Genomic DNA, 25,945 nt, shown 5'->3' on the forward strand with positions numbered 1-25,945 from the left:
CCGTATTTTTGAACTCAGAATTTGGAGCTATTTCCCGCTGTACGCTCCAATCTTTTCTTTTTGAAAATAAAAAGAAAAGGATTTCCGTTGCCATCGGGGCTAAAAACGTAATAAACAACATAATTATTTTTAAATAACAACAAAATGAAATTCAGAATAGAAAAAGACACCATGGGTGAAGTGCAGGTTCCCGCTGACAAATACTGGGGTGCACAAACAGAACGTTCCAGGAACAACTTCAAAATAGGCCCATCAGCTTCCATGCCAAAAGAAATCGTGGAAGGTTTTGCATATCTTAAAAAAGCAGCGGCGTATGCCAATTGTGATTTAGGCGTTTTACCAGTCGAAAAAAGAGATGCCATTGCTGCAGTTTGTGATGAAATTCTAGCCGGAAAACTAGATGATGAATTCCCATTGGTAATTTGGCAAACAGGTTCTGGTACACAAAGTAATATGAACGTGAACGAAGTAGTTGCCAATCGTGCTCAAGTTCTCAAAGGATTCAACATTGGCGAAGGCGAACAATTCATCAAAGCCAATGATGATGTGAATAAATCCCAATCTTCAAATGACACCTTCCCTACCGGAATGCACATTGCAGCCTACAAAGCAGTAGTTGAAGTTACTATTCCCGGAGTTGAAAAATTAAGAGACACGCTTCATGCCAAAGCAGTTGAATTTAATACAGTAGTCAAAATAGGTCGGACACATTTAATGGATGCTACGCCACTAACATTAGGTCAGGAAATTTCAGGATATGTAGCACAATTGAACTACGGTTTGAAAGCGGTTAAAAATACATTGGCACACTTATCCGAAGTGGCTTTAGGAGGAACAGCCGTAGGAACAGGATTGAATACTCCTGATGGATACGATGTAAAAGTTGCCGAATACATCGCTGAATTTACCGGACATCCATTTGTAACTGCCGAAAATAAATTTGAAGCACTTGCCGCGCACGATGCCATTGTAGAAACGCACGGTTCCTTAAAACAACTAGCCGTTTCATTGAATAAAATTGCCAATGACGTCCGTATGCTGGCTTCTGGACCACGTTCCGGAATTGGAGAAATCCTTATTCCTGAAAATGAGCCGGGATCTTCCATCATGCCAGGAAAAGTAAACCCAACACAATGTGAAGCATTGACAATGGTTTGCGCACAAGTGATGGGTAATGATGTTGCCATCTCTGTGGGAGGAATGCAAGGTCATTATGAATTAAATGTTTTCAAACCTTTGATGGCTGCAAATTTCTTGCAATCAGCCAGATTACTTGGTGATGCTTGTATGTCTTTTGACGAACATTGTGCACAAGGAATTGCACCTAACTACAAACGTATTCAAGAATTAGTTGACAACTCATTGATGTTAGTTACGGCTTTGAATACTAAAATTGGGTATTACAAATCAGCTGAAATTGCACAAACTGCACATAAAAACGGAACAACTCTCAAAGAAGAAGCTGTTCGTCTAGGCTACGTAACTCCAGAAGATTTTGATGCTTGGGTTAAACCCGAAGATATGGTGGGAAGCCTTAAATAATTAATTATCAATGTTGAATTTTTAATTATTAATATAAATTAGAAACCCTGCAATGTAACGTTGCAGGGTTTCTTTGTATCTATTTATATTCTAAATAGCAAAATTTAAAAATTGATCTTTGCTTACATGGCTTATCTGATTAATTTTTTTTACCATATAAGTCAATTAAGTTTCTTTATGCTTTGAGAAAGAATCTCTTATAGTTTTTATTTCTTATTAATTGTATCCATAACTTCTTTCATGATTCGAATGCTTTTCAATTTGTCTTCATGATCAAAAATTGGGCTTGTAATCATCAATTCATCAATTTGCGTATATTCGATAAATTGTTTCAATTCTGTTTCTAATTTCTTTTTGCTTCCTACAAACGAACAAGCAGTCATTTGATTCACATGAAAATGTTCTTCTTCACGCATAATCCCATCTAGCGAATCAACAGGCGGTTGTAATTGTTTTCTATCATTCCGAATCAAGTTCAAAAACATTTGAGTCAAACTGGTTGATAATTTTTCCGCTTCTTCATCCGTATCAGCAGCTATGGCGTTTACACAAGCCATAGTTTTGGGTGCTTCTAAAAATTGGGAAGGTTTGAAATTTTCTCGATAAAACTCAAATGCCTGATGCATTAGTTTTGGCGCAAAATGACCGGCAAAGGCATACGGCAAACCATTGGTAGCAGCCAAAGCAGCACTATCCATACTGGAACCTAAAATCCAAATGGGAACATTCGTTCCTTCGGCAGGAAAAGCACGCACTTTGGCTATAGCATTATCTTTAGAGAAAAATTCTTGCAGTGCGGCAACATTTTGAGGAAATCGCTGCGATTGCTCAAAGAAATCTTTCCGAATCGCTTGTGCGGTTAATCCATCTGTTCCCGGCGCTCTTCCTAATCCTAAATCAATCCTGTTGGGGAACAATATTTCTAAGGTTCCAAACTGTTCCGCTATAATTAACGGAGCATGATTGGGTAACATTATACCTCCAGAACCCACTCGGATATTCTGAGTCTGGCTGGCAATATAACCAATCAGAACAACCGTTGCTGTACTGGCTACATTAGCCATATTATGATGTTCGGCTAGCCAAAAACGGTCGTACTCTAAACTGTCAGCCAGTTGCGCCAGTGCTGTTGTTTTTTTAAATGTTTCGTTTGCATCGCTATCTTGAGTAATTAATGCTAACTCTAATATGGAAATTGGAATCTTTTTAGTCATTATAAATTTCTGATTTTATACAAAAATAATCATTTTCGGTCGAGCCAAAAATTGTCTGGTGTTAATTGATTTATAATATTATAAAACCAAAAAAAAACATGTCTAAAAACTTTTAATAAAAAAAACCGGCAACGTTGTATTCAGGGCTTTTGGATTCATAAGAAAAAAGATTTATTTTCCATCAACATAATTTTGTAAATAACTAAATCGTGGAGTCAGTTTTCCTTTTTCAGTTATTTTGGCTCTTTGCAAAATTCCATCTTTATCTCCATTGAAAAATGCAGGAATTACATGTTCCATGAACATTTCTCCAAATCCCTCACTGGCATCTTTAGGCAATTCACACGGCAAATTATCAACTGCCATAACCACAATTGCCGCAGGATGAAACACATCCACTTCTTTATCTTCATTTGGCACATACCCATAGAGAGGTTCAGCAATTGTTGATGATCTGAGGGTGCAGGCTATTGGCCCATTCACATCACAAGAAACATCTGCCACTACTTTGATCTTGCAATCATTGGATTGAAGCATTTCTCGGGTCAAAATCACCGGAGCCTCATTGGCATGAAAATGTCCTGTTATATAGATATCAGACACTTTTGTAAATCTTTCGAAATCAGAAACATATTCTTTTGGATTGTGATAAAAATCAGTAAAATCTAAAACCTGCCCGTCTTTTCTTTTGTTATATTCTAAGACATCTATTTGAGTATAAACAGGCTGCGAATAGTTTTTAGTTAAATAATTTTCCACCGAAACTTCCTTTATTTTTATAGCATCCAAAATTTCTTTGGCTCCGTTTCCCACTTTTCCAGTTCCTGTAATAACAAATTTTAAAGGCGGTAATACTAATCGTTTTAAATGAGCTATTAAGGCTTCTTTACCAGATAATGTTTCTGCTTTTGGCAATTTGAACAATTCGAATTTTATTCCAAAAGCACGAATACTGTTGTATGCCCCTACTATCCCTGCATAACGACCAAAACCAATTAACCTGCGATTGTTAGCATCTACAATTGTTTCATAATCGTACAAATCGATATTTTTTTCTAAAACAGCCTGCAATAATTTTTTGTTATAGGGCTGTTCTTTTATGGTATGCGAAAAAAAGAAATAGGTTTTGTTAGGAATCAAATTTTCTACCGGTACTTCTTTTACCCCAAACAAAACATCACAATCACTGATATCATCAGTCAATTCGATGCCTTGATTTTCATATTGAGAGTCGGTAAAAACTCTAATATCAGAGTATTCTACCTTTACCATACACTCTTGATACTGTTGTTTCAGCTTTGTTAATTCATTAGGTGAGAAAACAACTCTTCTGTCCGGCGGATTTTTCCGTTCTTTTAAAATTCCAAATTTCATACGTTTTGAATGCTTTTGATTTAGTTTAATATAACTTTATATCGTTTATTTGTTACAAATATAACAATTTAAACGAATTTGAATTTATTTTAAAATTAAAATCTGCAGGCAGTACACTCCTAGTCACTGAAGTACAAAATGATACAAAAATGAGTACCCTGTCTACTGATAAAATAGTGTTAAGGTTTAGAAAAAATAACAAACAAAAAGGCTTTGATTCTATATATTTGCCTTTCCAGCACCACAGAAATGAATTTTATAAAAAAAACAAAGATACTACATATATACCTCCTCTTTTTGATTTTGAGCTCCTGCGCCAAGGAGAAAAAGAAAGTTGAATTAAGTGATGCCCAACTTCCAAAGAGTACATTGCCTAAAATGAAGCCGTTAACAAACCTAGAGCCCAAACTTACCGCGGAATATGTCGATTCAAAAAGAAAAGAAATAGACTCTTTTTACAAAAAAAATTGGCCCAATAACAGCGCAAATGGAAGTTTTCTGGTTGCTAAAAACGGTCAAATTATTTATGAAAAATATGAAGGGTATGCAAATTTCAAAGATAAAACAGTCATTACTAAATCTACGCCGCTGCACATTGCATCTGTCAGCAAGGTTATTACGGCAACGGCTATTTTAAAATTAGTAAACGCAAAAAGAATCGAATTGGATCAAAAGGTAAATACAATCCTGAAGGAATTTCCTTATCCCGAAATTACGATAAAAACATTATTGAATCACAGAAGCGGCATGCGTAATTACGCCTATTTTACAGATCGAGACAAAACGATATGGGACCGACACAACATACTTTCCAATCAAGACATACTGACGATCATGGCTACAAAAGACATTGGTTTAGAATTCAAAACTAATACCCGTTTTAGTTACTGCAATACCAATTATGCCATGTTAGCACTAATAATTGAAAAAATCACAAAACTTCCCTATAAAGAGGCTATGAAACAAATTATTTTCAAGCCACTTAATATGAAAAATACGTATGTTTTTGATTATGAAAGAGATAAAGATACTGCCGTTACATCCTACAAAGGAAACAAAGTCGAGATAGGAAAAGATTACCTGGATGCCGTTTATGGAGATAAAAATATCTATTCTACACCACGTGATTTATTAAAGTTTGACAGAGCCAGAAATAGCGCTGCTTTTTTAACACCTGAACTACAAAGTCAGGTATATAAAGGCTACAGTAATGAACGCAAAGGAACAAAAAATTATGGTTTGGGGATTCGAATGGTCAATTGGGAAACGGGACAAAATTTTTATTTCCACAACGGCTGGTGGCATGGAAATACTTCAGCCTATATTACTTTGAGAAAAGAAGGAGTTACTATTATAGCACTTTCTAATAAATTTACACGAAAAACGTATAATGTACGAAAATTAGCTGTTTTATTTGGCGACTATCCATTCAAATTAAGAGATGAATAAAAAAAAGAATGATTTTAGAATAGTGATACTAGATTTGCAATAGTAATCCCAATAAAAAGTGTAAATTTGCAAACTTAAAATTCAGGATTGGAATTTTAAACAAAAAGGGGTCGACTGGTTTTGACAGCAAGTCGAATTGATAAGTAAGCACGTCGAGCATTGAGACCTTGCTCGTAAATATAAGATCTTACCATTTTACACGGCGAAAATAACTACGCTTTAGCTGCATAATCCGAATTATAGTACGATTAAGCCACGTTCCTATCAGATAGGAAAGCTGGATTCTCCTTGAAAGCCTTGGTTTGTGGCGTTCAGTTTAGGAGAACCGTAAAAATAAACCTAGATTTCCATGAGCTTCGGGTGGATTTCAAAATTAAGAAGATAAGTATCGTGTGGCTGTTTCTGGCCTAGCACAGTATCGAAAACTCAATCAGAAAATAAACGCGTAGAAAGCTTTTTAGTTGCTTGTTTGGACCCGAGTTCGATTCTCGGCGACTCCACTTTAAAAAAATCGTAATAAGCTATATTTTAAGTTTTTACGATTTTTTTATTTTGCTATTTCCCAACAAAATAAATTAAAATTTATTTACAATAGAATACAATCCTATTTTTTGTTTTTAGCTTGTAAATTCCATTCCTGATACATAGAAGCGTTTCACGGAAAACATTGTTATATGGCTTTGCATATCCCTCTTTTATCAAAATTTCGTTTAAAACTCTACCAATCATTTAGAATTAGATAGCCAAGTTTGCTTTATTGCAACCTAAATAGTTACAGATAGGATAATTCACTCCGCAATTAGGTTCGAACATAAGGGTGAATCGATGCATAAAAAAATGAAAAATAATTAGAAAAAAACATCTAATTTTGATCCCAGAAAATATCATTAAAAAAGTGGTACAGTTTCACCGGAATACTTATTAAGTGGTTCGTTAACCGAATAAGGTGTCATAAATGTATGTGAGTTTTAAATAAATTTGTTCGTCTAAATCTGAAAATATAAAATTATAATGAATCTAAAAGTTATTAATAATTACGCCAAACTAAAAATAACTTTGTTTTTTTTACCGCTTATATTGTTATTGGTTATTCTTATATTTCTTTCCAGCCAAGATTCTTTAACTACTTTTAAGTATGTACAAATTCAAAAGGACTACTTTTTATATATTAACCATTATTTAGGTCAATATCCAAATTTAGAATACAATCTTACCCAATTAGGCGATGCCTCTGTTTTTTTGTCATTTATAATTATTTTCATCGTGTATGCTCCTAAAATATGGGAGGCAATATTAACAGCTTCATTGGCTTCCCTCCTGTTTTCTTACCTCTTAAAAAACTTGTTCTTAGTACCTCGACCTGCTCAAATTTTTGACAATCATAGTTTTATCATTGTAGGAAAAACAGCTATCGGATTTAGTAGTTTGCCTTCTGGGCATTCCATTACAGTTTTTACTATACTCACCGTTTTGTTGTTTGCATTTATACCTAAAAAGTTAAACTATAAAATCTTATGGGTCTTTTCTGTTGTATTTACAGGATTGATTATTGTGTTTTCCAGAGTGGGTGTTGGAGCACATCATCCGCTAGACGTGATTATAGGCAGTATTATAGGATATATTTCGGGTCTTATTGGTATTTTTGCCAGCCGAAAATATAAAATATGGAATTGGGTGAATAATAAAAAATACTATCCAATTTTTATTTTGTTGATTGTGATCTGCGGTATTTCATTCATCATCAAAATAAATCGAGAAAATTTCATCATATTTGATTTGGCGTTAATTAGTTTAATTGTTTCACTTTATAAAATCATTCATGTATACGTTAAAAAATAATTTAAAATTAACTCATTTTGTCTTATTGATGAGTTTTCTTAATTTTATATTCTTTCATTATCCGTTTTTTAAATTTGTGTTTAATAACGTTGAATATAAAAACTTGAACGGAATGTTTTTAATTCTTAGTTTGATGATTCTAATGTTAGTGCTAAATGCTTTCGTTTTTTTTCTGCTTTTTTTCCTGTCGCGTTATGTTGGGAAATTTCTTTTAGTGTTGTTCTTTATAATAAATTCAGTTGCCGTTTACTTCGTTAATACCTATAGTGTTATCATTGACGAAAGTATGATAGGCAATATACTTAATACCAATTATGACGAGTCTAGCAGTTTTTTTTCGTTCAAATTAGTTGTATACTTACTTTTTCTGGGCATAATCCCTAGTATTTATATCATCAAAGTTAAAGTCATAAATGTTACAGTAAAAAGATTTTTTGTCCTGATCTCATTGACTTTATTATTTATTTTAGGTTTAGTAATTGCCAATTCAAGTAATGTTTTGTGGATTGATAAAAATTCAAAAACTTTGGGCGGACTTGCAATGCCTTGGTCTTATACTGTAAATATTTCACTTTTTTATGCACATGAATCCAAAAAAAATGAAAAAGAAATTTTATTACCAAATGCAACAATAAAAGATAATCAAAAATCAGTTGTAGTTTTAGTTATTGGCGAATCTGCAAGAAGTCAAAATTTTTCTTTGTATGGATACAACAAAAACACAAATCCCCTACTCTCTAAAACTAATAATGTATTTCATTTTAATGCAAAATCGGATGCAACCTATACCACTGCAGGTGTGAAAAGTATTTTAGAACATAAAAACACCGATGATTTGTATGAAATTTTGCCCAATTATTTGTATCGAAATAATGTTGAGGTTATTTGGAGAACAACAAATTGGGGAGAGCCACCAATTCATATAAAAAATTATCAAAACAGAGCATTTCTAATGCCAAATTGCAAAGGCGATGGCTGTAATTATGATGAAGTACTTTTGAGCGGATTAAAGGAACAAATTTTAGCCAGTAAAAAGAATAAAATATTAATCGTTTTACATACAAGTACAAGTCATGGACCTACATACAGCAAGAAATATCCCTCTGAATTTGAGACTTTTAAACCCGTTTGCAATAGCGTTGAATTAGCTAATTGTTCTCAAACAGAACTAATCAATGCTTACGACAATACCATTGTGTATACCGATTATATATTAGCCAATATAATTAAAGATTTAAAGCAATTGACTACCTATAAAAGTACTATGATTTTTGTGTCTGACCATGGTGAATCTTTGGGAGAAAAAAACCTATACATGCATGGTTTACCTTTGAGTATTGCACCAAAAGAACAATATGAAATCCCTTTTATAGTTTGGTATTCTGATAACAGTTCAAAACATTTAAAACCTAATGAGATGTTGTCTCAAAACCATGTATTTCACAGTGTTTTAAATTTTTTAAATATTCAAAGTCCTATTTATAACGAAGAATTGAACATTTTTAAATAAGTAAAACTTCGTATCTCTTTTAGTAAAAACATTTTTAACCCTTGTAATTCAGTGCTTTTTATTCACAAACTATTTAAAATGATTACTTTCAAGAAATCGATCATTTGATTTATATTGTCAATATAGTAGTGACCAAAAGAGCATTACCGTTTTTCGGTTTCTGGCGTTGCGAGTTTTTAAGTCCTGCTTGACTATTTTCTGCTTGAAGTATAATCTTAATTAACCTGGATTTGTTGATTTGTAAAAGTATATTTGCTATTCTTTCCATATCTTGGTTGAGACACTATTTATCATCAACCGTCAATTCATTGCTAATTTAATTATAAAACTTCGAGGTCGGTATCTAACTAACCGCATATTATTTCTTTATGACAAATATTATTTGCCTTTACCATCCTTTTGATATAAATTATTAAATATTGTGCATCTAAGTAATGACTAAAATTTAATGTCGTATTTTAATAAAGCACTAAATTTCTTTACCACAGATTTCACAGATTAGCACAGATTAATTCGTTATGTAATTTTAAAAATCTTTTTAATCCTTACAATCTGTGGCAAAAACTCTTTTTAATAATTGCGACAATATATCTTTCTTGCTACTTATCAAATAAATACACTAACAACAAACATATTTATCACGTATAATCTGTTGAATTTAATATAATTTGCTTGAAAAATTAAATGGAAAACTGGTATTTTTAATGCGTTTGATTTGTGATATTTATCATTTTTAGAGTATTACTTTCAAAAAGACTATATTTGCAAAAAATTTAAGCAAATGACTACTTTTGAGCAATTCAATCTTCCTAAATCCGTACAAAAAGCGATAGATGATTTAGGGTTTACAACTCCTACTCCTATTCAAGAAAAAACATTTTCTGTGATAATGTCAGGAAGAGATATGATGGGAATCGCTCAAACCGGTACTGGTAAAACATTTGCTTACCTTTTGCCTTTGTTGAAACTATATAAATTTACTCCCGGGCATACCCCAAAAATAGTGCTCCTGGTTCCTACTCGTGAACTTGTTGTACAAGTTGCGGAAGAAATTGAGAAATTGACAAAATACATGTCGGTTCGTACTATTGGAATCTTTGGAGGTGTCAATATCAATACCCAAAAGAAAGCAGTGTATGCAGGTTGCGACATACTAGTGGGAACTCCAGGAAGAATCATGGATTTAACGCTGGATAATGTGATTCGTTTTGAAGAAATGCAAAAGCTGGTAATAGATGAGTTTGATGAAATGCTGAATTTAGGTTTCCGTACCCAATTGACCTCTATATTGGCCATGATGCCTAAAAAACGTCAAAACATTCTGTTTTCAGCAACTATGACAGATGAAGTAGATGCGATTTTGAATGATTATTTTGATTATCCTCAAGAAGTTACGCTTTCGGCATCAGGAACACCTCTGGAAAACATCAAACAAATATCCTATCAGGTTCCTAATTTTAATACTAAAATAAACCTTTTAAAACACTTATTGCAAAACAACGAAGACATGAGCCGTGTGCTGGTGTTTGTCAATAATAAGAAAATTTCTGATATGGTTCACGAACGAATCGAGGAGGATTTTGAAGGTCAGTTTGGAGTAATTCACTCGAATAAATCACAAAATTATCGTTTGAGTACTATGGCTTTGTTCCAAGAAGGAAATTTACGAGGTTTGATCACTACTGACATCATGGCCAGAGGTTTGGATATTTCTAATATTACCCACGTTATCAATTTTGAAATGCCTGAATTACCTGAACTATATATGCACAGAATTGGTCGAACCGGTCGTGCAGATGCTACAGGAACCGCTATAAGTCTTATCGCACCTCGCGAAGAAGAATTTAAAGTAGAGATTGAAGTGCTGATGAATATGGTATTAGCCATTGAACCTTTCCCGGAAACAGTTGAAATCTCATCGAAATTAATTGAACCTGAAAAAGAGAGACAACCGATCAAGTTTATGATGAAAAAACAAAAACTTGACGGAGATGGCGCTTTTCAAGAGAAAAGTAAAAAGAATAAAAAAGTCAATTTAGGCGGCCCTGGTGTAACTAAGAAAAAAACACATGGTTCTGTAAATAGGAATATGCTAAAAACCAGAGACAAAAAGAGAAAAGACAAGAACAAATAGTGATCAGTATTCCGTGTTTAGTGTTCATTTTCTAAATCCTGATTTTTTTCTGAACATCGGGGTCTAAAGATAAAAACAAAAATAAATAGTAAAAAGTGTTGAAAAATAATTTTCGTTTTTCAACACTTTTTTTGTGAGTTTTTAATTTTAATTCTTAGTAAAAACCAAGCAAACCGGAGAACACAAAACAATTTTTTTGCCAGTATCAGCAAGCAATCCAGTCTTTTTATTTCTTTTAAAAATCACTACATCATTGGTATATTGATGTGCTACCACAAGAAAATTTCCCGTTGGGTCAATGGTGAAATTTCGAGGTCCTTTTCCTAAACTACTGGTTTGCCCTTTCAATAGTAATTTTCCGTTTTTTAGAATTTCAAAAATGGTGATATTATTTGCTTCGCCGCGATTAGAGGCATATAAAAACTTCCCGTCAGGTGAAATATGGATATCCGCAGCACTAAATGATCCTTTGAAATCTTTGGCTAAAATAATCGTTTCATCAATCTTTGTCAATGTTCCGTTAGAATAACTAAATACTGTTAGCGCTCCGTCCAGTTCCTGTAATAAATAAACAAATTTACCATCTTTGCTAAAGGTTAAATGTCTGGGTCCACTCCCGGATTTCACTGAAATGCTGTCTTTTAATTCTAAAACAGTGTGTTCAGCATTAGGATTATAAGCGTATGAATATACTTTGTCATTCCCTAAATCGTTAGACAAAACAAACTTTTTATCTGGAGAAAAATGAACCATGTGTACGTGCGGACCTTCTTGTCTTTGTGTATTAGTTCCTTTTCCATAATGTTGAATAACTTGCTTCGCTTCAGCTAGACTTCCGTCGTTATTTTTAGCAAAAACGGAAATATTTCCCCCGGAATAATTAGCAACAATTACATTTTTATCGTCATTGATTATGTAACAAGGATCCGCACCCTTGGAGCTTTGCTTGTTGATTAAGTCTAATTTTCCTCTTGCTGGATTATAGCTAAAAGAACTCACCGTACTTTTAGTCCCATTTTCGTTTACGGAATACACAAAATTATTATTTTTTGAAACCGTTAAATAACTGGGATTTATAACCTTTTCAGTCGCATTTTTAAAACTGAAATCGCCTGTGTTTGAATCAAAATCATATACATAAATTCCTTTACTGTCACAACTTTGGGTATAGGTTCCTATTAGTAAATTCAATTTGTTTTTTTGTGCATGAACACTTGTAAAAAGGAAGATTAATAGAAGAACCGCAAACGGCTTTTTCATGTTTTTAAAATTTATTAGAAAGCTAAAATACACATTATATTCCTAATGAATGTCAATAGTTTATTCCTTTGAAAAATTATAACAACTTCATCTAAAACTGTCAACAAATTTGTATTTTTGACTCCTGAAATTCAATGAACACCGTTGAAAACAAAATACAGTAAAGTAAACTCAACCTTAGAATGCATTTTAAACATCCCGAAATTTTATACTTTCTGTTCTTGTTGATTGTTCCAATTTTGGTTCATTTGTTTCAATTACGCCATTTCAAAAAAGAAGATTTCACCAATGTTCGGTTCTTAAAAGCACTTTCAATTCAAACCAGAAAAAGCTCTAAAATCAAAAAATGGTTGCTTCTCGCCTGTCGTTTATTACTTCTAACTTGCCTTATTTTCGCATTTTCGCAACCTTTTTTCGAGTCCCAAGACAGCAAAAATGCCACCAATGAATTGTATATTATTTTGGACAATTCTTTTAGCATGCAAGCCAAAGGCAAAAAAGGGGAATTGTTAAAAAGAGCGGTTCAGGAATTACTTGAAGAAACTCCGGAAAATGTAAATTTTTCTTTAATTACCAATTCCGAAAATTATTGGAACACGGATATAAAGTCTGTTCGTAGTGCTTTACAAAATCTAAAATACAGCCCAACTCCGTTCCAATTAGACAATATAATGGCAAAAATAAAAGCGCATAAATCAGCTTTTAATAAAGATATCGTCATCATTACGGATGCGGTAGGTCTTGATGAAAAACAACTGAAAAATAGTGATGCAACTGATTCTCCTTCATTTATAATTCCAAAAGCAGAACAAAAAAACAATGTTTCTATTGACAGCGTATTCATCCATAAAACAGTAGAAAATTTTTATGAAATTAGTGTCCAAATATCCAGTTATGGCAAGAATTTCAACCCGATTCCAATTTCTCTATACAATGAAAACAAGCTTATTGCTAAAACGATAACAACTTTAGACACAAAGAAAAAAAACCTCAGTTTCACGATTCCTAAACAATCCTTTCATGGTTATTTTTCTATAGTTGACAATGGTTTGTCTTATGACAACACGTTGTTTTTCAGTATTTCAAAAACGAAGAAAACCAACATTATCAGCATTGGAGAACTAGCGAAAAGCAACTTCCTTTCCAGAATTTATACCAGTGAAGAATTCAATTATAACAATTATACCTTAAGCACCTTAGACTATAATAAACTGGAAGAACAAGACGCAATTATTCTTAATGAATTGGATGAAATTCCGCAAGCTTTGATAACCACTTTGAACTCTTTTGTAGAGAAAGGTGGAAATTTAATTGTAATTCCTTCGGCGATAAGTTCCATTACCAATATGAATTCTTTTTTGTCGAATTTTGGAAACCTCAAATTTAGTTCTTTAGAAAATAGAGAAAAATTGATTACTAAAATCAACTTCAATCATCCTATATTCCATAGTGTTTTTGAAAATAAAGTGACTAATTTTCAATATCCAAAGACAAAAAAATCTTTTGTAATATCCAGTTCCTCTCCTGCTGCTTTGTCTTATGAAGACCAAAGCGTTTTCTTGACATCGATAGCAAATTCGGTTTCAGCAGTTAGTTTTTTTGCTGCTCCTATTAACATCGAAAATTCAAATTTTCAGCAATCTCCATTAATTGTACCTACATTTTACAAGATGGCGATGCACAATCAAAACAACGGAGTAAATGCCTTGATAATTGGTAATAACAACCCGCATTTTATAGAAGCATCGCTAAACAAAGGCGCTATTTTAACGGCAAAAGGCTTAGACGAACAATTTATTCCTATCCAACAAATTCTGAATAATAAAGTCAAAATGACTTTCAATGATTATCCGATACAAGCAGGGAATTTCAGCATTTACAATACAAAAGAGTGGATTGAAAACATTAGTTTCAATTACAACCGAACCGAAAGTGATTTGGCTTCAGCCAATGAGACTATTCTTTCTGACTATAAAACAATCGAATCAATACCATCGTTCTTTGACACTTTACAAACTGACAGAACTGATAATCAAATTTGGAAATGGTTTGTTATCTTTGCACTGTTATTTCTAATAACCGAAATGGCAATTATACGATTCGTAAAGTAAATAACGAAGTTCAATACTTAAAAATCAATATAAAATGAGCATGAATGTACTTTAGTCATAAAAGTCAATGCAAATTTCATATTCAATCAAAAAAACAAATAGTATCTACATATGAAATTAATCCTCAGAGACGCCAAAATTATCGATTCGAAAAGTCCCTTTCATAATAAGACTGCAGATATTTTAATTGTTGATGGTTTTATACAAAAAATTGGAACCTGGCTCCCAAATCTGGATAAAGCAGAAGAAATACAACTTGATAATTTACATGTCTCCCAAGGCTGGTTTGATAGTAGCGTTTCGCTCGGGGAGCCTGGTTTTGAGGACCGTGAAACCATATCAAACGGACTTACTGTAGCTGCCAAAAGTGGTTTCACGGCAATCGCATTACAACCCAACTCCTTTCCTATTATTGACAATCAATCCCAAGTGAATTTTGTTTTAAACAAAGCACAAGAATTTGCAACTCAACTGTATCCTATCGGCGCTTTGAGCAAAGAAAGTGCAGGAAAAGACATGGCTGAATTATATGATATGAAAAAAGCGGGAGCCGTTGCTTTTGGAGATTATAATAAAAGTTTAGATAATGCTAATTTGCTAAAAATAGCCTTACAATACGTTCAGGATTTTGATGGATTGATTCTTGCTTTTTCCCAAGACGAAAATATAAAAGGAAATGGAGTGGCCAATGAAGGCATAGTTTCGACCCGACTGGGTTTGAAAGGAATTCCAAATCTTGCCGAAGAAATACAAATTGCACGGAATTTATTTCTGTTAGAATATACTGGGGGAAAACTTCATATTCCAACTATTTCAACTAAAAAATCAGTACAATTAATCAAAGAGGCTAAGGCCAATGGACTGCAGGTAACCTGCAGTGTTGCTGTGCATCATTTAGTTCTAACTGATGAAAAACTGGAAGGTTTTGATACCCGTTATAAAATTTCTCCACCGCTTAGAACTGAAAACGATAGGAAAGCATTACTGAAAGGAATAAAAGACGGAACGATCGATATGATTACATCCGACCATAATCCGATGGATATTGAGCACAAAAAAATGGAATTTGATGGAGCCAAGAGTGGAACTATTGGTCTGGAAAGTGCTTTTGGAGCTTTGATGACTGTTTTGCCATTAGAAACCGTAATAGAAAAACTCACTTCAGGAAAAACAACTTTTGGCATCGAAACAGCATCAATTAATCAAGGTTCAAAAGCAAATATTACCTTATTTAATCCGGAACCAATAAGCATTTTTACAAAATCATCCATTTTATCCAAATCTAAAAACACTGCTTTTTTAGGAACTGAACTAAGAGGTAAAGTGTACGGAATTGTGAATCAAGGAAAATTAATTTTAGCATAAAAAAATGAATACTATTAATAATAATAATAATACAGAGTCAGGAAAGACGGCCGCAATCACCAGTTATATTTTAGGAATTGGCGTATTTATTGCCATGTCTATGAACTCCGAGGACAAAAATGAATTTGCTTCATTTCACATCCGTCAGGGACTGGGACTTACTTTAACATTCATATCACTGGGATTAATCATCAGCAATTTTGACAGCCTAATGATTTCGGCTCCCATGTGGATTTTCGTATTTGTTTTATGGTCTTACGGTATTACCAGTGCTATAAAAGGAGAAACAAAACCGGTTCCATTATTGGGAACGTATTATCAAAAATGGTTATCAAACATCTCATAATCCATGAATTTATCTTTAGAATATAAAATACGAGAGCCTAAAATAAAATTAGACGAAAATCCACTTTTACTTTTATTGCACGGATACGGCAGCAATGAAGACGATTTATTTTCATTTGCAACCGAGCTTCCTGATGAATATTATATTGTTTCAGCACGTGCGCCTTATACCATGCAATACGGTGCATATGCATGGTATGCAATCAATTTTGATGCGGATCAAAATAAATTTTCGGATCACGATCAAGCCAAAGTTTCAAGAGATTTAATTGCCGGATTTATTGATGAATTAATTCAAACCTACCCCATAAATGCTGAGAAAGTCACATTGATTGGCTTCAGCCAAGGATCTATATTGAGTTATGCAATTGCACTTTCGTACCCTGAAAAGGTTCAGAAAGTAGTTGCGATGAGCGGGTACTTAAATTTAGAAATTGTCACTGAGGATTACCTAAAAAACAACTTTCATACCCTGAAAATATTTGCTTCACATGGAACAGTGGATCAAGTAATTCCAGTTGAATGGGCTAGAAAAACACCAGCAATAGTAGAAAATTTAGGGATAAATATAACCTACAAAGAATATCCTATAGGTCATGGAGTTGCTCCACAGAATTTTTATGACTTCAAAAACTGGATTTTAGAGAATGAATAAATAATATTTGTGCCGTATTCAGGTCTTTATAAACGGAATACGGCACCTTAATTATTTTTGGTACAACAACGATTGATTGACCTCAAAAGAAATACTTTTATCTTCATTGACAAAATATTTCAACAAAACTTCACCCCAAATTTCACCATCACTATAATCAGCAATAATCCATCTGTGGTTTAGTATTTTGACTTTGTTAATAATAAATTTATTTGTGCTAATTTGATCTTGACCCGTATACGGATTTCCCTTTGGGTTGGCGTTCAAATCCAATAATTTTTCAGTGACGAAAGGAATCAATTTCTCGTATTGAATTGTTTTGTTAGCGCTTGTAGTATCAAAATAATTTTGAGCATTCTCATTTTTTTCCAAAGAAAAATAGTTGGCATCCACTAATTGATTCGAAACCAAACTCAGACTGTCTCTTAATTTTTTAGTGGTTTTTTCATATCTAGTTTGCTCAAATACTACTTGTTTACTCAAAAACATATACGTAAAAACAGTAGAAAGCACAGCCAGAATAGTAAGGTACAGGAATAATGAATTTTTCATTTTAAATATAATTAAATTTTAATTTCTAGATTATCATAGGCGAGATAAACATGCTCGGGGAGATTTTTTTGAACCTCCTCGTGATACCCCATGATATGACTAATATGTGTAAGATAGGCTTTTTCTGGTTGGACCAAAGCTATAAAATCCAACGCTTCTTTTAAATTGAAATGCGTTTCATGAGACTCTTCCCGTAAAGCATTCACAACCAATACCTTTAGATTTTTCAACTTGACTATTTCACTTTTTTCAATAGTTTTCACATCCGTTAAGTAGGCAAAATCATCAATTCGATACCCAAAAACCTGAAGATTTCCATGCATGACACTGATGGGGACAACCGTTTTGTTGCCAATGGCAAATGACTGGTTGTTGACAACTTCAATAGTTGTAACAGAAGGCGCACCGGGATATTTATTGACCGTTTCAAAAACATAATCGAAACGTCTTTTTAGATTAGTTATAACCCGTTGATGTGCATAAATTGGAATTTCTCCTTGTTTGAAATTAAAAGGCCGAATATCATCGATTCCTGCGGTATGATCTGCATGTTCATGAGTAAATAAAATACCATCTACTTTCTGGCAATTTGACGCAAGCATTTGCTGTCTGAAATCAGGTCCGCAATCAATTACAAAAGAATAATTCTCCCAAGAAATCCATACAGAGACGCGCAGTCTTTTATCTTTAGAATCAGAGCTTTTACAAACAGGATGATTACTACCAATAACAGGAATGCCTTGTGATGTACCAGTTCCTAAAAAATATACCGTCAACTTTCTTTATTTTATTTGCAAAAATAGGGTTAATTCCCTTTCATTAGAAACCTATTTAACTAACTTTACAAAATATTAGCCATATTAAAAGAAAATGGATACAGAAATAAAATTAAAAGGTGATAAAATCATCGAACAAATCCCTTCAGTCAAAGATAAAGCACTTCGTATCAATTTGAACGAAAATATCTATGGAACTTTTGCAGAAATTGGCGCTGGACAGGAAACTGTAAGACATTTTTTTAGATCTGGTGGATCGTCAGGTACAATTGCAAAAGCAATGTCAGCCTATGACAAAGACTTTAGTGATGCCGTTTATGGAATTGAAGAGGACGGTCGTTATGTGACTGAAAGTCGACTCAAAAAAATGCTTTCTCATGAAGTAAATCTAATAGAAAAAAGGCTAAGCAGAGAAAAACATCCTAATAAAATGTTTTTTAGCTATGCGAATACCGTGGCCACTATTGACTTTGCCAAACAATTCAAAGGACATGGCTGGGTCGGTATTAGTTATCAAATTGAGCCGGATGAGGATTATAATGAAATTATTCTTCACATTCGATTTAAAGAAACTGATGTGCGTTTGCAACAGGAAACATTGGGTATTCTGGGCGTAAATTTAATTTACGGGGCGTATTACAAATACAATGATCCCAAACGTCTCTTGCGTTATTTGTATGACCATTTAGACAAAGATCAATTAGAAATAGACACCATAAATTTCTCAGGTCCACGTTTTGCTGATGTTGACAATCGTTTGATGAGTTTACAATTAGTCAAAAATGGAATGACTGATGCCGTTATGTTTAATCCTGATGGAATAAACATACTTCCTGCTGCTATATTATACAAGAAAAACATCCTTGCTTTTAGGGGTAGTTTTCGTCCGGTTACAAAAGTCAACATGGACATGTATGAGAAATCATTAAAAATGTTTTTAAATGAGAACAAGGTCAGTCCGGAAAACACATTAGTGATTTTTGAAATTACATTATCCAACCTACGATCTGATGGAGAAATCGATGAAAGAGATTTTATGGATCGAGCTGAATTACTCTGTTCACTTGGACAAACCGTAATGATTTCAAATTTTCAGGAATATTACAAGGTAGTGGAGTATTTTGCGAATTATACCAAAGCCAGAATGGGATTAGCCATGGGCGTGAATAATTTAATAGATATTTTTGACGAGAAATATTACCGTCATTTAAGTGGCGGAATTCTGGAAGCTTTCGGGAAATTATTCTACCGCGACATGAAAGTATTCTTGTATCCAATGATTGGGGAAAATGGAGAAATAATCACCTCCGAAAATTTAAAAGTACACCCAAGAATGAAAGAACTCTATAAATTCTTTAAATTCAACGGAAAAGTAGTTGATATAGATGATTATGACCCCTCTATTTTAGAGGTGTTCTCTCGTGAAGTTTTAAATATGATTAATAATGGAAAGCCCGGTTGGGAAACAATGCTTCCCCCTGGTATTGCAGAAATAATTAAGGAACACAGACTTTTTGGATTTGATCCTAATAAAGTTTTGAAGGAAATCAATTCGTGAATCAGTAGTCAAATTTTGAGTTAAATTAAAAACAAAGTCCAGAGCTGGGGTCGATTAAAACCGCAGATCTGGACTTTGTTTATTATTAAAAGTTGGTTTGCATTTATATTTGCAAATGCAATAAAGGATGACACCACGGAATCCTTATTTTAGTATCTGAGCAGCATGCACTTTGGTTTTTACAGCCGAGATAACCTCATCAATAATCCCGTTTTCATCAATTACAAAAGTAGTCCTGTGGATCCCGTCATACTCTTTTCCCATAAATTTCTTGGGACCCCAAACCCCAAAAGCCTGTATCACTGATTTGTCTTCATCTGCAAGTAATGGAAAAGGAAAGTTATACTTTTCCTTAAACTTGGCCTGTGCTTTTTGAACATCGGCACTAACGCCCAGAAGAGCATAATTGTTTGCTTCAAATCGCTCGAAATTATCTCTTAAGTCACAAGCCTCGGCTGTACATCCTGGCGTATTTGCTTTTGGATAAAAGAAAATTACTAATTTTTTACCTGCATAATCTGTTAATTGATGTAATTTTCCATCTTGATCCAGACCTGAAAAATCAGGTGCTTTATCTCCTTTTTTTAATGTTGTCATTATTTTTATTGATTTGAATTTGAATTTTGCTAATGCCGCCGAAATTGTTTTTCTTTACCAATCAAATTTAATAAATAATGAATAAACAGGAACGTGTAATTTTTGTTATAAATACGTTAAAAAAACTATATCCTACGATTCCAATTCCCTTGGATCATAAAGACCCGTATACGTTGCTGATTGCCGTTTTATTATCCGCACAATGTACGGATATTCAAGTAAATAAAATCACTCCTTTACTTTTTGCAAAAGCAGATAATCCGTTTGATATGATCAAAATGTCTGTCGAAGAAATTAAGGAAATCATTCGGCCTTGTGGCTTATCGCCAATGAAGTCGAAAGGAATTCATGGTTTATCCCATATATTAATTGACAAACATGGCGGAAAAGTACCTCAGAGTTTTGAATTTCTGGAAGAATTACCCGCGGTAGGACATAAAACGGCCAGTGTTGTGATGTCCCAAGCTTTTGGAGTTCCAGCCTTTCCGGTTGACACACACATTCATCGCTTGATGTACCGCTGGAATTTAACCAATGGGAAAAACGTAGTTCAAACAGAGAAAGATGCTAAACGCCTTTTTCCTGAAGCAATTTGGAATGACCTGCATCTTCAAATTATTTGGTACGGAAGAGAATATTCTCCGGCTCGTGGCTGGGATTTAGATCAGGATATTATTACTAAAACTATTGGCCGAAAAACGGTTATTGAAACATATTATAAAAAATAAAGTATGCTAAAAAACCGCTGCTTCCAAATGGAATAAGCGGTTTTCTAGTCTTTTACAATCCAAATAAAATAGGAAAGCTGCTATTTCTTGGTCAATTCGATATAATTTCGAAATTTTTATTGTCTATTTTCAGTATGCTTAACGCCTTAGAATAGCTTAATAAAAAAGAAATTGTTTCTTTACTGGGTTTCATTGTTTGAGAAACTAATGATTTTTTTGAGTAAGTTTTTGCCATAGAGTAATACAAATTTGTTTTCTATTACAACGCAGCAAGTTTCAGTATATTGTCAATTAGTCAAAACAATTTGGTGTTTATCAATCACTTTTCTCAAATTCATCAAAGCGTAACGCATTCTCCCTAAGGCGGTATTGATACTCACTCCTGTTGTCTCTGAAATTTCCTTAAAACTCATATCCTGGTACATTCGCATCACCAAAACTTCTTTTTGATCAGCAGGAAGTTCTTCTATTAGTTTTTTTAAATCCAGTTCGACTTGTTCCGATATTATTTTGTTTTCTATGGTCAACGAATCATCGGACATAATTGAGAAAATGGAAAACTCTTCCGTTTCTCTGAACATGGGCATTTTTTTAGTTTTTCGGTAATGATCAACAACCAGATTATGGGAAATACGCATTACCCAAGGTAAAAATTTACCTTCTTCATTATACGAATTTGATTTTAAAGTTTTTATTACTTTGATAAAAGTATCCTGAAAAATGTCTTTGGTAATATCTCTATCCGGAATTTTAGAATATATAAAACCAAAAATTTTTGATTCATGCCTTTTTATCAATTTAGCTAAGGCATCCTCATTACCTGAGATGTATTCCTTTACCAATAATGCGTCAGGGAGTTGTATATTAACCATAATTATACTTTTTAGTTTTTAATTAAAATTGGAGAGTTTTCTCTAAAAAGTAGTTTTGTATATAGGCTAAAGAGTTTTTAGGTTTATTAAAGTTTTCAAATTTAACCAATTATTATTTTAAGATCCAAGTAAAATTAATATAAATTAACAGATGTTCATTGAAATTTGTTAAAATTTTTCTTGTTTTTTCACATTTACAACACAAATAGCATGCCGATGAATACATTCAAGTTGTTTGTAATTTCAAAATATTTAGCAGAATAATCAAATTCGCCAATTTTATTTCTAAAACTCCACTAATTATTCGTTTTTTCCAAAACTGAAATTCCATATAACAACCAGTAAAAATCTTATTTCCAATCACTTTTACAGAACGAACAATAGTTTCATTTGGTGATGGATACAATTCCCAATTAGATCCATTAAATTCTAATAATCCCTCATAGTTTGCAAAGAAAACATAATGATTTTGATCTTGAGAAATCATCCAGTTTTGATTTCCTGCACCATAAGTAGTAGAGAAATATTTTACAATTGGCGGTAGCTCTTGCGAAAAATACAAAAAGATATTAAATATAATTTTGTTTTCAAAAGTTCTTGTTATTAATTTTTCAAAAATAAAATTAAAAATAGTATTTATTTATTGGATTGAAAATATTAAAACGATACAAGAAGAAAAGCACTTTTCAACCGTGCTTTTTATGATTATTTGTGAGTTGTTCATTCCCTTTTCTCTGTTCAAAATTGATTACTTTTGTAAAAATTATCATTTTTATGCAAGTTGACCTTTCGAAACTAGATCCAAAGAAAAATATTATTATAAAAGGAGCGCAAGTACACAACCTAAAAAATGTAGACGTCGCCATTCCCCGCAATAAATTAGTGGTTATCACGGGACTTTCGGGTTCTGGAAAATCAAGCTTGGCTTTTGATACTTTATATGCCGAAGGGCAACGCCGTTACGTAGAAAGTTTATCTTCGTATGCGAGACAATTTCTTGGACGATTGGATAAACCAAAAGTGGAATACATCAAAGGAATTGCTCCGGCAATTGCTATTGAACAAAAGGTGAATACTACCAATGCCCGCTCTACTGTAGGAACCTCAACCGAAATATACGATTATGTAAAATTGCTTTTTGCCAGAATTGGACGCACGTATTCGCCTATTTCTGGTCGGGAAGTCAAAAAAAATAACGTTACCGATGTCGTTACCGATGTCAAAACATTTGCAATAAACAGCAAATGGTTGCTGCTTGCTCCGATTCATCTGGAAGAAGGGCGAAAACTGGAAGACAAACTAAAGGTCCTATTACAGCAAGGTTTTGCCCGAATATTAGTGAATAACGAAATGGTTCGTCTGGACGACTTACCGGATTCACTAGATATAAAAGAAATATTCTTAATCATTGACCGAATTGTAGTCAATCACGATACTTCCGGAGAAGAAGAATTCTACAATCGTCTTGCTGATGCGGTGCAAACTGCTTTCTTTGAAGGAAAAGGGATCTGCCATTTACAAGAATTAAACGCTGATAAAAAGTATTCCTACTCCAATAATTTTGAGTTGGATGGTATTACATTTCTAGAACCCAACGTTCATTTGTTCAGCTTCAATAATCCGTATGGAGCATGTCCCGTTTGTGAAGGATATGGAAATATTATAGGAATTGATTCCGAATTAGTCGTGCCAAATACCACTTTGTCTGTTTATGAAAACGCAATCTTCCCTTGGCGAGGAGAAAGTATGAGCTGGTTTCGCGACGAATTAGTAAATAATGCCTACAAATTTGATTTTCCAATACACAAACCGTATTATGAGTTGTCTGAGGATCAAAAAGAACTAATTTGGAATGGAAATAGCTACTTTCAAGGGCTGAATGATTTTTTTAAAGAACTGGAAGAAAAAAATTATAAAATTCAAAACAGAGTAATGCTTTCGCGCTATCGAGGCAAAACCAAATGCCATTCCTGCAAAGGAAAACGCTTGAGAGTAGAAGCTTCCTACGTGAAAATAAACGCAAAAACGGTTTCTGATTTAGTTGATTTACCGATTAAACATCTGGTAACCTTTTTCGAAAACATTGATTTAGATGTGTATGAAAAGCAAATTGCGAAGCGATTAATGGTTGAAATCAACAACCGTCTATCGTTTTTAACCGAAGTAGGATTAGACTACCTTACATTAAACAGAAATTCTGCAACACTTTCTGGAGGTGAATCACAACGCATCAACTTAGCCACTTCATTAGGGAGCAGCTTAGTGGGTTCAATGTATATCTTGGATGAACCCAGTATTGGTTTACATCCAAAAGATACGGAACGTTTGATAAAAGTATTGTTATCGTTACGCGATTTAGGCAATACGGTCATTGTGGTAGAACACGATGAGGATATCATGAAAGCCACTGATATGATTATTGATATAGGTCCGGAAGCAGGAACTTTAGGCGGGCATTTAGTCGCGCAGGGAACCTATGATGAAATACTAAAATCTACTTCACTTACAGCAAAATATCTAAACGGTGATTTAGAAATTAGCGTCCCTAAAAAACGAAGACTTTTCAAGAATTTTATTGACATAAAAGGAGCACGAGAAAATAATTTACAAAATATTGATGTTACTTTTCCACTGGATGTATTAACGGTTATTACAGGAGTTTCTGGAAGTGGAAAAAGTACGCTTGTTAAGAAAATCCTTTTTCCGGCCATGCAAAAAAAGTTGGAAAACGCAGGTGAAAAAGCAGGACAATTTACTGAAATGACCGGTTCTTTTGCTCAAATTAAACACATAGAATACGTAGATCAAAACCCAATAGGAAGAAGTTCCCGTTCTAATCCGGTGACGTATATCAAGGCGTATGATGATATTCGAGAATTGTATGCTAAACAAAAACTATCAACGATTAGAGGCTATCAAGCCAAACATTTTTCTTTTAATGTTGATGGAGGGAGATGTGAAACATGCAAAGGGGAAGGTGCTATCAACGTAGAAATGGTTTTTATGGCTGATGTACAATTACCTTGTGAAACCTGCAACGGGAAACGATTCAAGAAAGAAGTACTGGAAGTCGCTTTTGAAGGTGAAAACATTCACGATATTCTTACAATGACAATCGATGATGCTATTGCCTTTTTTATAGCAAATAAACAGACTAAAATTACTCAAAAATTACAGCCTTTGCAAGATGTGGGATTGGGATATGTTCAATTAGGCCAATCATCTTCTACTCTGTCCGGAGGCGAAGCCCAACGAATAAAACTGGCTTCATTCTTAGTGAAAGGAGCTACAAAAGACAAAGCCTTATTTGTTTTTGACGAGCCTACAACGGGATTACATTTTCATGACATCAAAAAATTATTAGCGTCTTTCGATGCATTGATTGATAAAGGACATTCAATTATTGTTATTGAACACAACCTTGATTTAATAAAATGTGCGGATTGGATTATTGATTTGGGGCCTGAGGGAGGAGAAAATGGCGGAAAATTATTGGCTGTGGGAACTCCTGAACAAGTTGTTAAAATAAAAGAATCTGTTACGGGAAAATATTTGAAAGATAAATTATAAATATTATCCCATATAACATTTCTCTTCAAAAGTATTTCCATCTTCATCAATAGCTACAAGTATTTTTTTAGCTTTTGAGGAAACCTGTGTAATATAAATCCAGGCGATGGACCACAGTCCTAATGTAATGCAACAGATACAAAAATTAAAAAGATGATCTACTTTTTGTCTTTTTTTCAATAAAATAGCGAAGGGCAACTTGTCGTTTCGTTCCAACACTATAAATCCATGGTTGGTTTTATTTTCCAGGATGGAGGAAAACTTTATAAAATTCTCCTCGGTTATACTTGTATTGCTTTTCATATTATTTCAGATAATTTATCTCTAATTTTTTTACTAGTAGTGACAAAATGACGTTTACAAAAATAATGGCAATTTTAGAACTTCACAATACCCACTTTTAGTGATATTTTGCATTTCTATTTTTTATTAAATATAAAAAAAATAATTATAAATACATAAAAATAAGCGACTTAATACGTAACAATCCGAAA

The 25,945-nt window shown here is 33.4% G+C and carries 21 protein-coding genes and 1 other RNA gene; 13 read left to right on the forward strand and 9 right to left on the reverse strand.

Annotated features, from left to right (window positions below; all coding sequences use genetic code 11):
* The first annotated feature begins 144 nt into the window (after positions 1-144).
* Complete coding sequence (gene fumC, locus EKM01_RS13720) at positions 145-1,542, forward strand: class II fumarate hydratase (RefSeq protein WP_126768666.1); 1,398 nt, start codon at positions 145-147, stop codon at positions 1,540-1,542.
* A 206-nt stretch (positions 1,543-1,748) separates the two neighbouring features.
* Here fumC and EKM01_RS13725 read toward each other — a convergent pair whose 3' ends face one another.
* Positions 1,749-2,756, reverse strand: a complete 1,008-nt coding sequence (locus EKM01_RS13725; protein WP_126768667.1) for an LLM class flavin-dependent oxidoreductase — start codon at positions 2,754-2,756, stop codon at positions 1,749-1,751.
* 171 nt (positions 2,757-2,927) lie between these two features.
* Positions 2,928-4,130 (reverse strand): NAD(P)-dependent oxidoreductase, encoded by a 1,203-nt coding sequence (locus tag EKM01_RS13730; protein WP_126555489.1) that lies wholly within the window; start codon positions 4,128-4,130, stop codon positions 2,928-2,930.
* Positions 4,131-4,379: 249 nt separating this feature from the next.
* Between EKM01_RS13730 and EKM01_RS13735 the strand changes: the two genes are divergently transcribed.
* From EKM01_RS13735 to EKM01_RS13755, 5 genes are all read left to right on the forward strand, one after another.
* Complete coding sequence (locus EKM01_RS13735; protein ID WP_126768668.1) at positions 4,380-5,579, forward strand: serine hydrolase; 1,200 nt, start codon at positions 4,380-4,382, stop codon at positions 5,577-5,579.
* Between the two features lie 106 nt (positions 5,580-5,685).
* Positions 5,686-6,082: a transfer-messenger RNA gene (gene ssrA, locus EKM01_RS13740) on the forward strand.
* A 508-nt stretch (positions 6,083-6,590) separates the two neighbouring features.
* Positions 6,591-7,418, forward strand: a complete 828-nt coding sequence (locus tag EKM01_RS13745; RefSeq protein ID WP_199736846.1) for a phosphatase PAP2 family protein — start codon at positions 6,591-6,593, stop codon at positions 7,416-7,418.
* Entirely contained in the window at positions 7,399-8,928 is a 1,530-nt protein-coding gene (gene eptA / locus EKM01_RS13750; protein WP_126564449.1) for a phosphoethanolamine--lipid A transferase EptA, read from the forward strand. The genes EKM01_RS13745 and eptA overlap by 20 nt, the downstream gene beginning before the upstream one ends.
* Positions 8,929-9,709: 781 nt before the next feature.
* Positions 9,710-11,062: a DEAD/DEAH box helicase gene (locus EKM01_RS13755; RefSeq protein ID WP_126768669.1), complete on the forward strand. Its 1,353-nt coding sequence runs from the start codon at positions 9,710-9,712 to the stop codon at positions 11,060-11,062.
* 147 nt (positions 11,063-11,209) lie between these two features.
* Here EKM01_RS13755 and EKM01_RS13760 read toward each other — a convergent pair whose 3' ends face one another.
* Positions 11,210-12,322 (reverse strand): lactonase family protein, encoded by a 1,113-nt coding sequence (locus tag EKM01_RS13760; RefSeq protein ID WP_126562076.1) that lies wholly within the window; start codon positions 12,320-12,322, stop codon positions 11,210-11,212.
* A gap of 182 nt (positions 12,323-12,504) precedes the next feature.
* On the opposite strand from EKM01_RS13760, the gene EKM01_RS13765 reads away from it, so the two are divergent.
* The 4 genes from EKM01_RS13765 to EKM01_RS13780 all read left to right on the forward strand — a co-directional run bounded on the left by EKM01_RS13765 (position 12,505) and on the right by EKM01_RS13780 (position 16,798).
* Positions 12,505-14,433: a BatA domain-containing protein gene (locus tag EKM01_RS13765; protein ID WP_126768670.1), complete on the forward strand. Its 1,929-nt coding sequence runs from the start codon at positions 12,505-12,507 to the stop codon at positions 14,431-14,433.
* 111 nt (positions 14,434-14,544) lie between these two features.
* Positions 14,545-15,798 carry a dihydroorotase family protein gene (locus EKM01_RS13770; RefSeq protein ID WP_126768671.1) on the forward strand — a complete coding sequence of 418 codons (1,254 nt, stop codon included), beginning with the start codon at positions 14,545-14,547 and terminating at the stop codon, positions 15,796-15,798.
* Between the two features lie 4 nt (positions 15,799-15,802).
* Positions 15,803-16,144, forward strand: a complete 342-nt coding sequence (locus tag EKM01_RS13775) for a hypothetical protein (RefSeq protein ID WP_126768672.1) — start codon at positions 15,803-15,805, stop codon at positions 16,142-16,144.
* Positions 16,145-16,147: 3 nt separating this feature from the next.
* A complete protein-coding gene (locus EKM01_RS13780) occupies positions 16,148-16,798 on the forward strand; it encodes an alpha/beta hydrolase (RefSeq protein WP_126768673.1) in 651 nt (216 codons plus the stop codon).
* A gap of 51 nt (positions 16,799-16,849) precedes the next feature.
* Here the strand turns inward: EKM01_RS13780 and EKM01_RS13785 are convergent, their stop codons facing one another.
* Together EKM01_RS13785 and EKM01_RS13790 are read right to left on the reverse strand one after the other, a co-directional pair.
* Positions 16,850-17,350 (reverse strand): hypothetical protein, encoded by a 501-nt coding sequence (locus tag EKM01_RS13785; RefSeq protein WP_126555469.1) that lies wholly within the window; start codon positions 17,348-17,350, stop codon positions 16,850-16,852.
* 11 nt (positions 17,351-17,361) lie between these two features.
* Entirely contained in the window at positions 17,362-18,126 is a 765-nt protein-coding gene (locus EKM01_RS13790; RefSeq protein ID WP_126463392.1) for an MBL fold metallo-hydrolase, read from the reverse strand.
* A 94-nt stretch (positions 18,127-18,220) separates the two neighbouring features.
* On the opposite strand from EKM01_RS13790, the gene EKM01_RS13795 reads away from it, so the two are divergent.
* Complete coding sequence (locus tag EKM01_RS13795; protein WP_126463394.1) at positions 18,221-19,684, forward strand: TonB-dependent receptor; 1,464 nt, start codon at positions 18,221-18,223, stop codon at positions 19,682-19,684.
* Between the two features lie 144 nt (positions 19,685-19,828).
* Here EKM01_RS13795 and bcp read toward each other — a convergent pair whose 3' ends face one another.
* Complete coding sequence (gene bcp / locus EKM01_RS13800; protein WP_126463396.1) at positions 19,829-20,281, reverse strand: thioredoxin-dependent thiol peroxidase; 453 nt, start codon at positions 20,279-20,281, stop codon at positions 19,829-19,831.
* A 77-nt stretch (positions 20,282-20,358) separates the two neighbouring features.
* On the opposite strand from bcp, the gene nth reads away from it, so the two are divergent.
* Complete coding sequence (nth, locus tag EKM01_RS13805) at positions 20,359-21,009, forward strand: endonuclease III (RefSeq protein WP_126768674.1); 651 nt, start codon at positions 20,359-20,361, stop codon at positions 21,007-21,009.
* Between the two features lie 287 nt (positions 21,010-21,296).
* Here nth and EKM01_RS13810 read toward each other — a convergent pair whose 3' ends face one another.
* Positions 21,297-21,881 (reverse strand): RNA polymerase sigma factor, encoded by a 585-nt coding sequence (locus tag EKM01_RS13810; protein ID WP_126562083.1) that lies wholly within the window; start codon positions 21,879-21,881, stop codon positions 21,297-21,299.
* 226 nt (positions 21,882-22,107) lie between these two features.
* The gene (locus EKM01_RS15020) at positions 22,108-22,443 is read right to left on the reverse strand and encodes a hypothetical protein (protein WP_370274347.1); all 336 of its coding nucleotides are present in this window, start codon (positions 22,441-22,443) and stop codon (positions 22,108-22,110) included.
* Between the two features lie 212 nt (positions 22,444-22,655).
* On the opposite strand from EKM01_RS15020, the gene uvrA reads away from it, so the two are divergent.
* The gene (gene uvrA, locus EKM01_RS13820) at positions 22,656-25,451 is read left to right on the forward strand and encodes an excinuclease ABC subunit UvrA (RefSeq protein WP_126768675.1); all 2,796 of its coding nucleotides are present in this window, start codon (positions 22,656-22,658) and stop codon (positions 25,449-25,451) included.
* Positions 25,452-25,454: 3 nt separating this feature from the next.
* On the opposite strand, the gene EKM01_RS13825 is transcribed toward uvrA, so the two are convergent.
* A complete protein-coding gene (locus tag EKM01_RS13825; RefSeq protein WP_126555461.1) occupies positions 25,455-25,754 on the reverse strand; it encodes a hypothetical protein in 300 nt (99 codons plus the stop codon).
* Positions 25,755-25,945: the final 191 nt, after the last annotated feature.

It is taken from the genome of Flavobacterium sp. RSP46 (assembly GCF_003984825.1).
Lineage (GTDB): Bacteria > Bacteroidota > Bacteroidia > Flavobacteriales > Flavobacteriaceae > Flavobacterium.

Coding starts and splice junctions, on each gene's coding strand:
- nth (WP_126768674.1), top strand. CDS start 20,359: ATGAATAAACAGGAACGTGTAATTTTTGTTATAAATACGTTAAAAAAA.
- EKM01_RS13770 (WP_126768671.1), top strand. CDS start 14,545: ATGAAATTAATCCTCAGAGACGCCAAAATTATCGATTCGAAAAGTCCC.
- EKM01_RS13795 (WP_126463394.1), top strand. CDS start 18,221: ATGGATACAGAAATAAAATTAAAAGGTGATAAAATCATCGAACAAATC.
- EKM01_RS13730 (WP_126555489.1), bottom strand. CDS start 4,130: ATGAAATTTGGAATTTTAAAAGAACGGAAAAATCCGCCGGACAGAAGA.
- uvrA (WP_126768675.1), top strand. CDS start 22,656: ATGCAAGTTGACCTTTCGAAACTAGATCCAAAGAAAAATATTATTATA.
- EKM01_RS13745 (WP_199736846.1), top strand. CDS start 6,591: ATGAATCTAAAAGTTATTAATAATTACGCCAAACTAAAAATAACTTTG.
- EKM01_RS13775 (WP_126768672.1), top strand. CDS start 15,803: ATGAATACTATTAATAATAATAATAATACAGAGTCAGGAAAGACGGCC.
- EKM01_RS13810 (WP_126562083.1), bottom strand. CDS start 21,881: ATGGTTAATATACAACTCCCTGACGCATTATTGGTAAAGGAATACATC.
- EKM01_RS13755 (WP_126768669.1), top strand. CDS start 9,710: ATGACTACTTTTGAGCAATTCAATCTTCCTAAATCCGTACAAAAAGCG.
- EKM01_RS13825 (WP_126555461.1), bottom strand. CDS start 25,754: ATGAAAAGCAATACAAGTATAACCGAGGAGAATTTTATAAAGTTTTCC.
- eptA (WP_126564449.1), top strand. CDS start 7,399: ATGTATACGTTAAAAAATAATTTAAAATTAACTCATTTTGTCTTATTG.
- EKM01_RS13785 (WP_126555469.1), bottom strand. CDS start 17,350: ATGAAAAATTCATTATTCCTGTACCTTACTATTCTGGCTGTGCTTTCT.
- EKM01_RS13735 (WP_126768668.1), top strand. CDS start 4,380: ATGAATTTTATAAAAAAAACAAAGATACTACATATATACCTCCTCTTT.
- EKM01_RS13765 (WP_126768670.1), top strand. CDS start 12,505: ATGCATTTTAAACATCCCGAAATTTTATACTTTCTGTTCTTGTTGATT.
- fumC (WP_126768666.1), top strand. CDS start 145: ATGAAATTCAGAATAGAAAAAGACACCATGGGTGAAGTGCAGGTTCCC.
- EKM01_RS13725 (WP_126768667.1), bottom strand. CDS start 2,756: ATGACTAAAAAGATTCCAATTTCCATATTAGAGTTAGCATTAATTACT.
- EKM01_RS13760 (WP_126562076.1), bottom strand. CDS start 12,322: ATGAAAAAGCCGTTTGCGGTTCTTCTATTAATCTTCCTTTTTACAAGT.
- bcp (WP_126463396.1), bottom strand. CDS start 20,281: ATGACAACATTAAAAAAAGGAGATAAAGCACCTGATTTTTCAGGTCTG.
- EKM01_RS13780 (WP_126768673.1), top strand. CDS start 16,148: ATGAATTTATCTTTAGAATATAAAATACGAGAGCCTAAAATAAAATTA.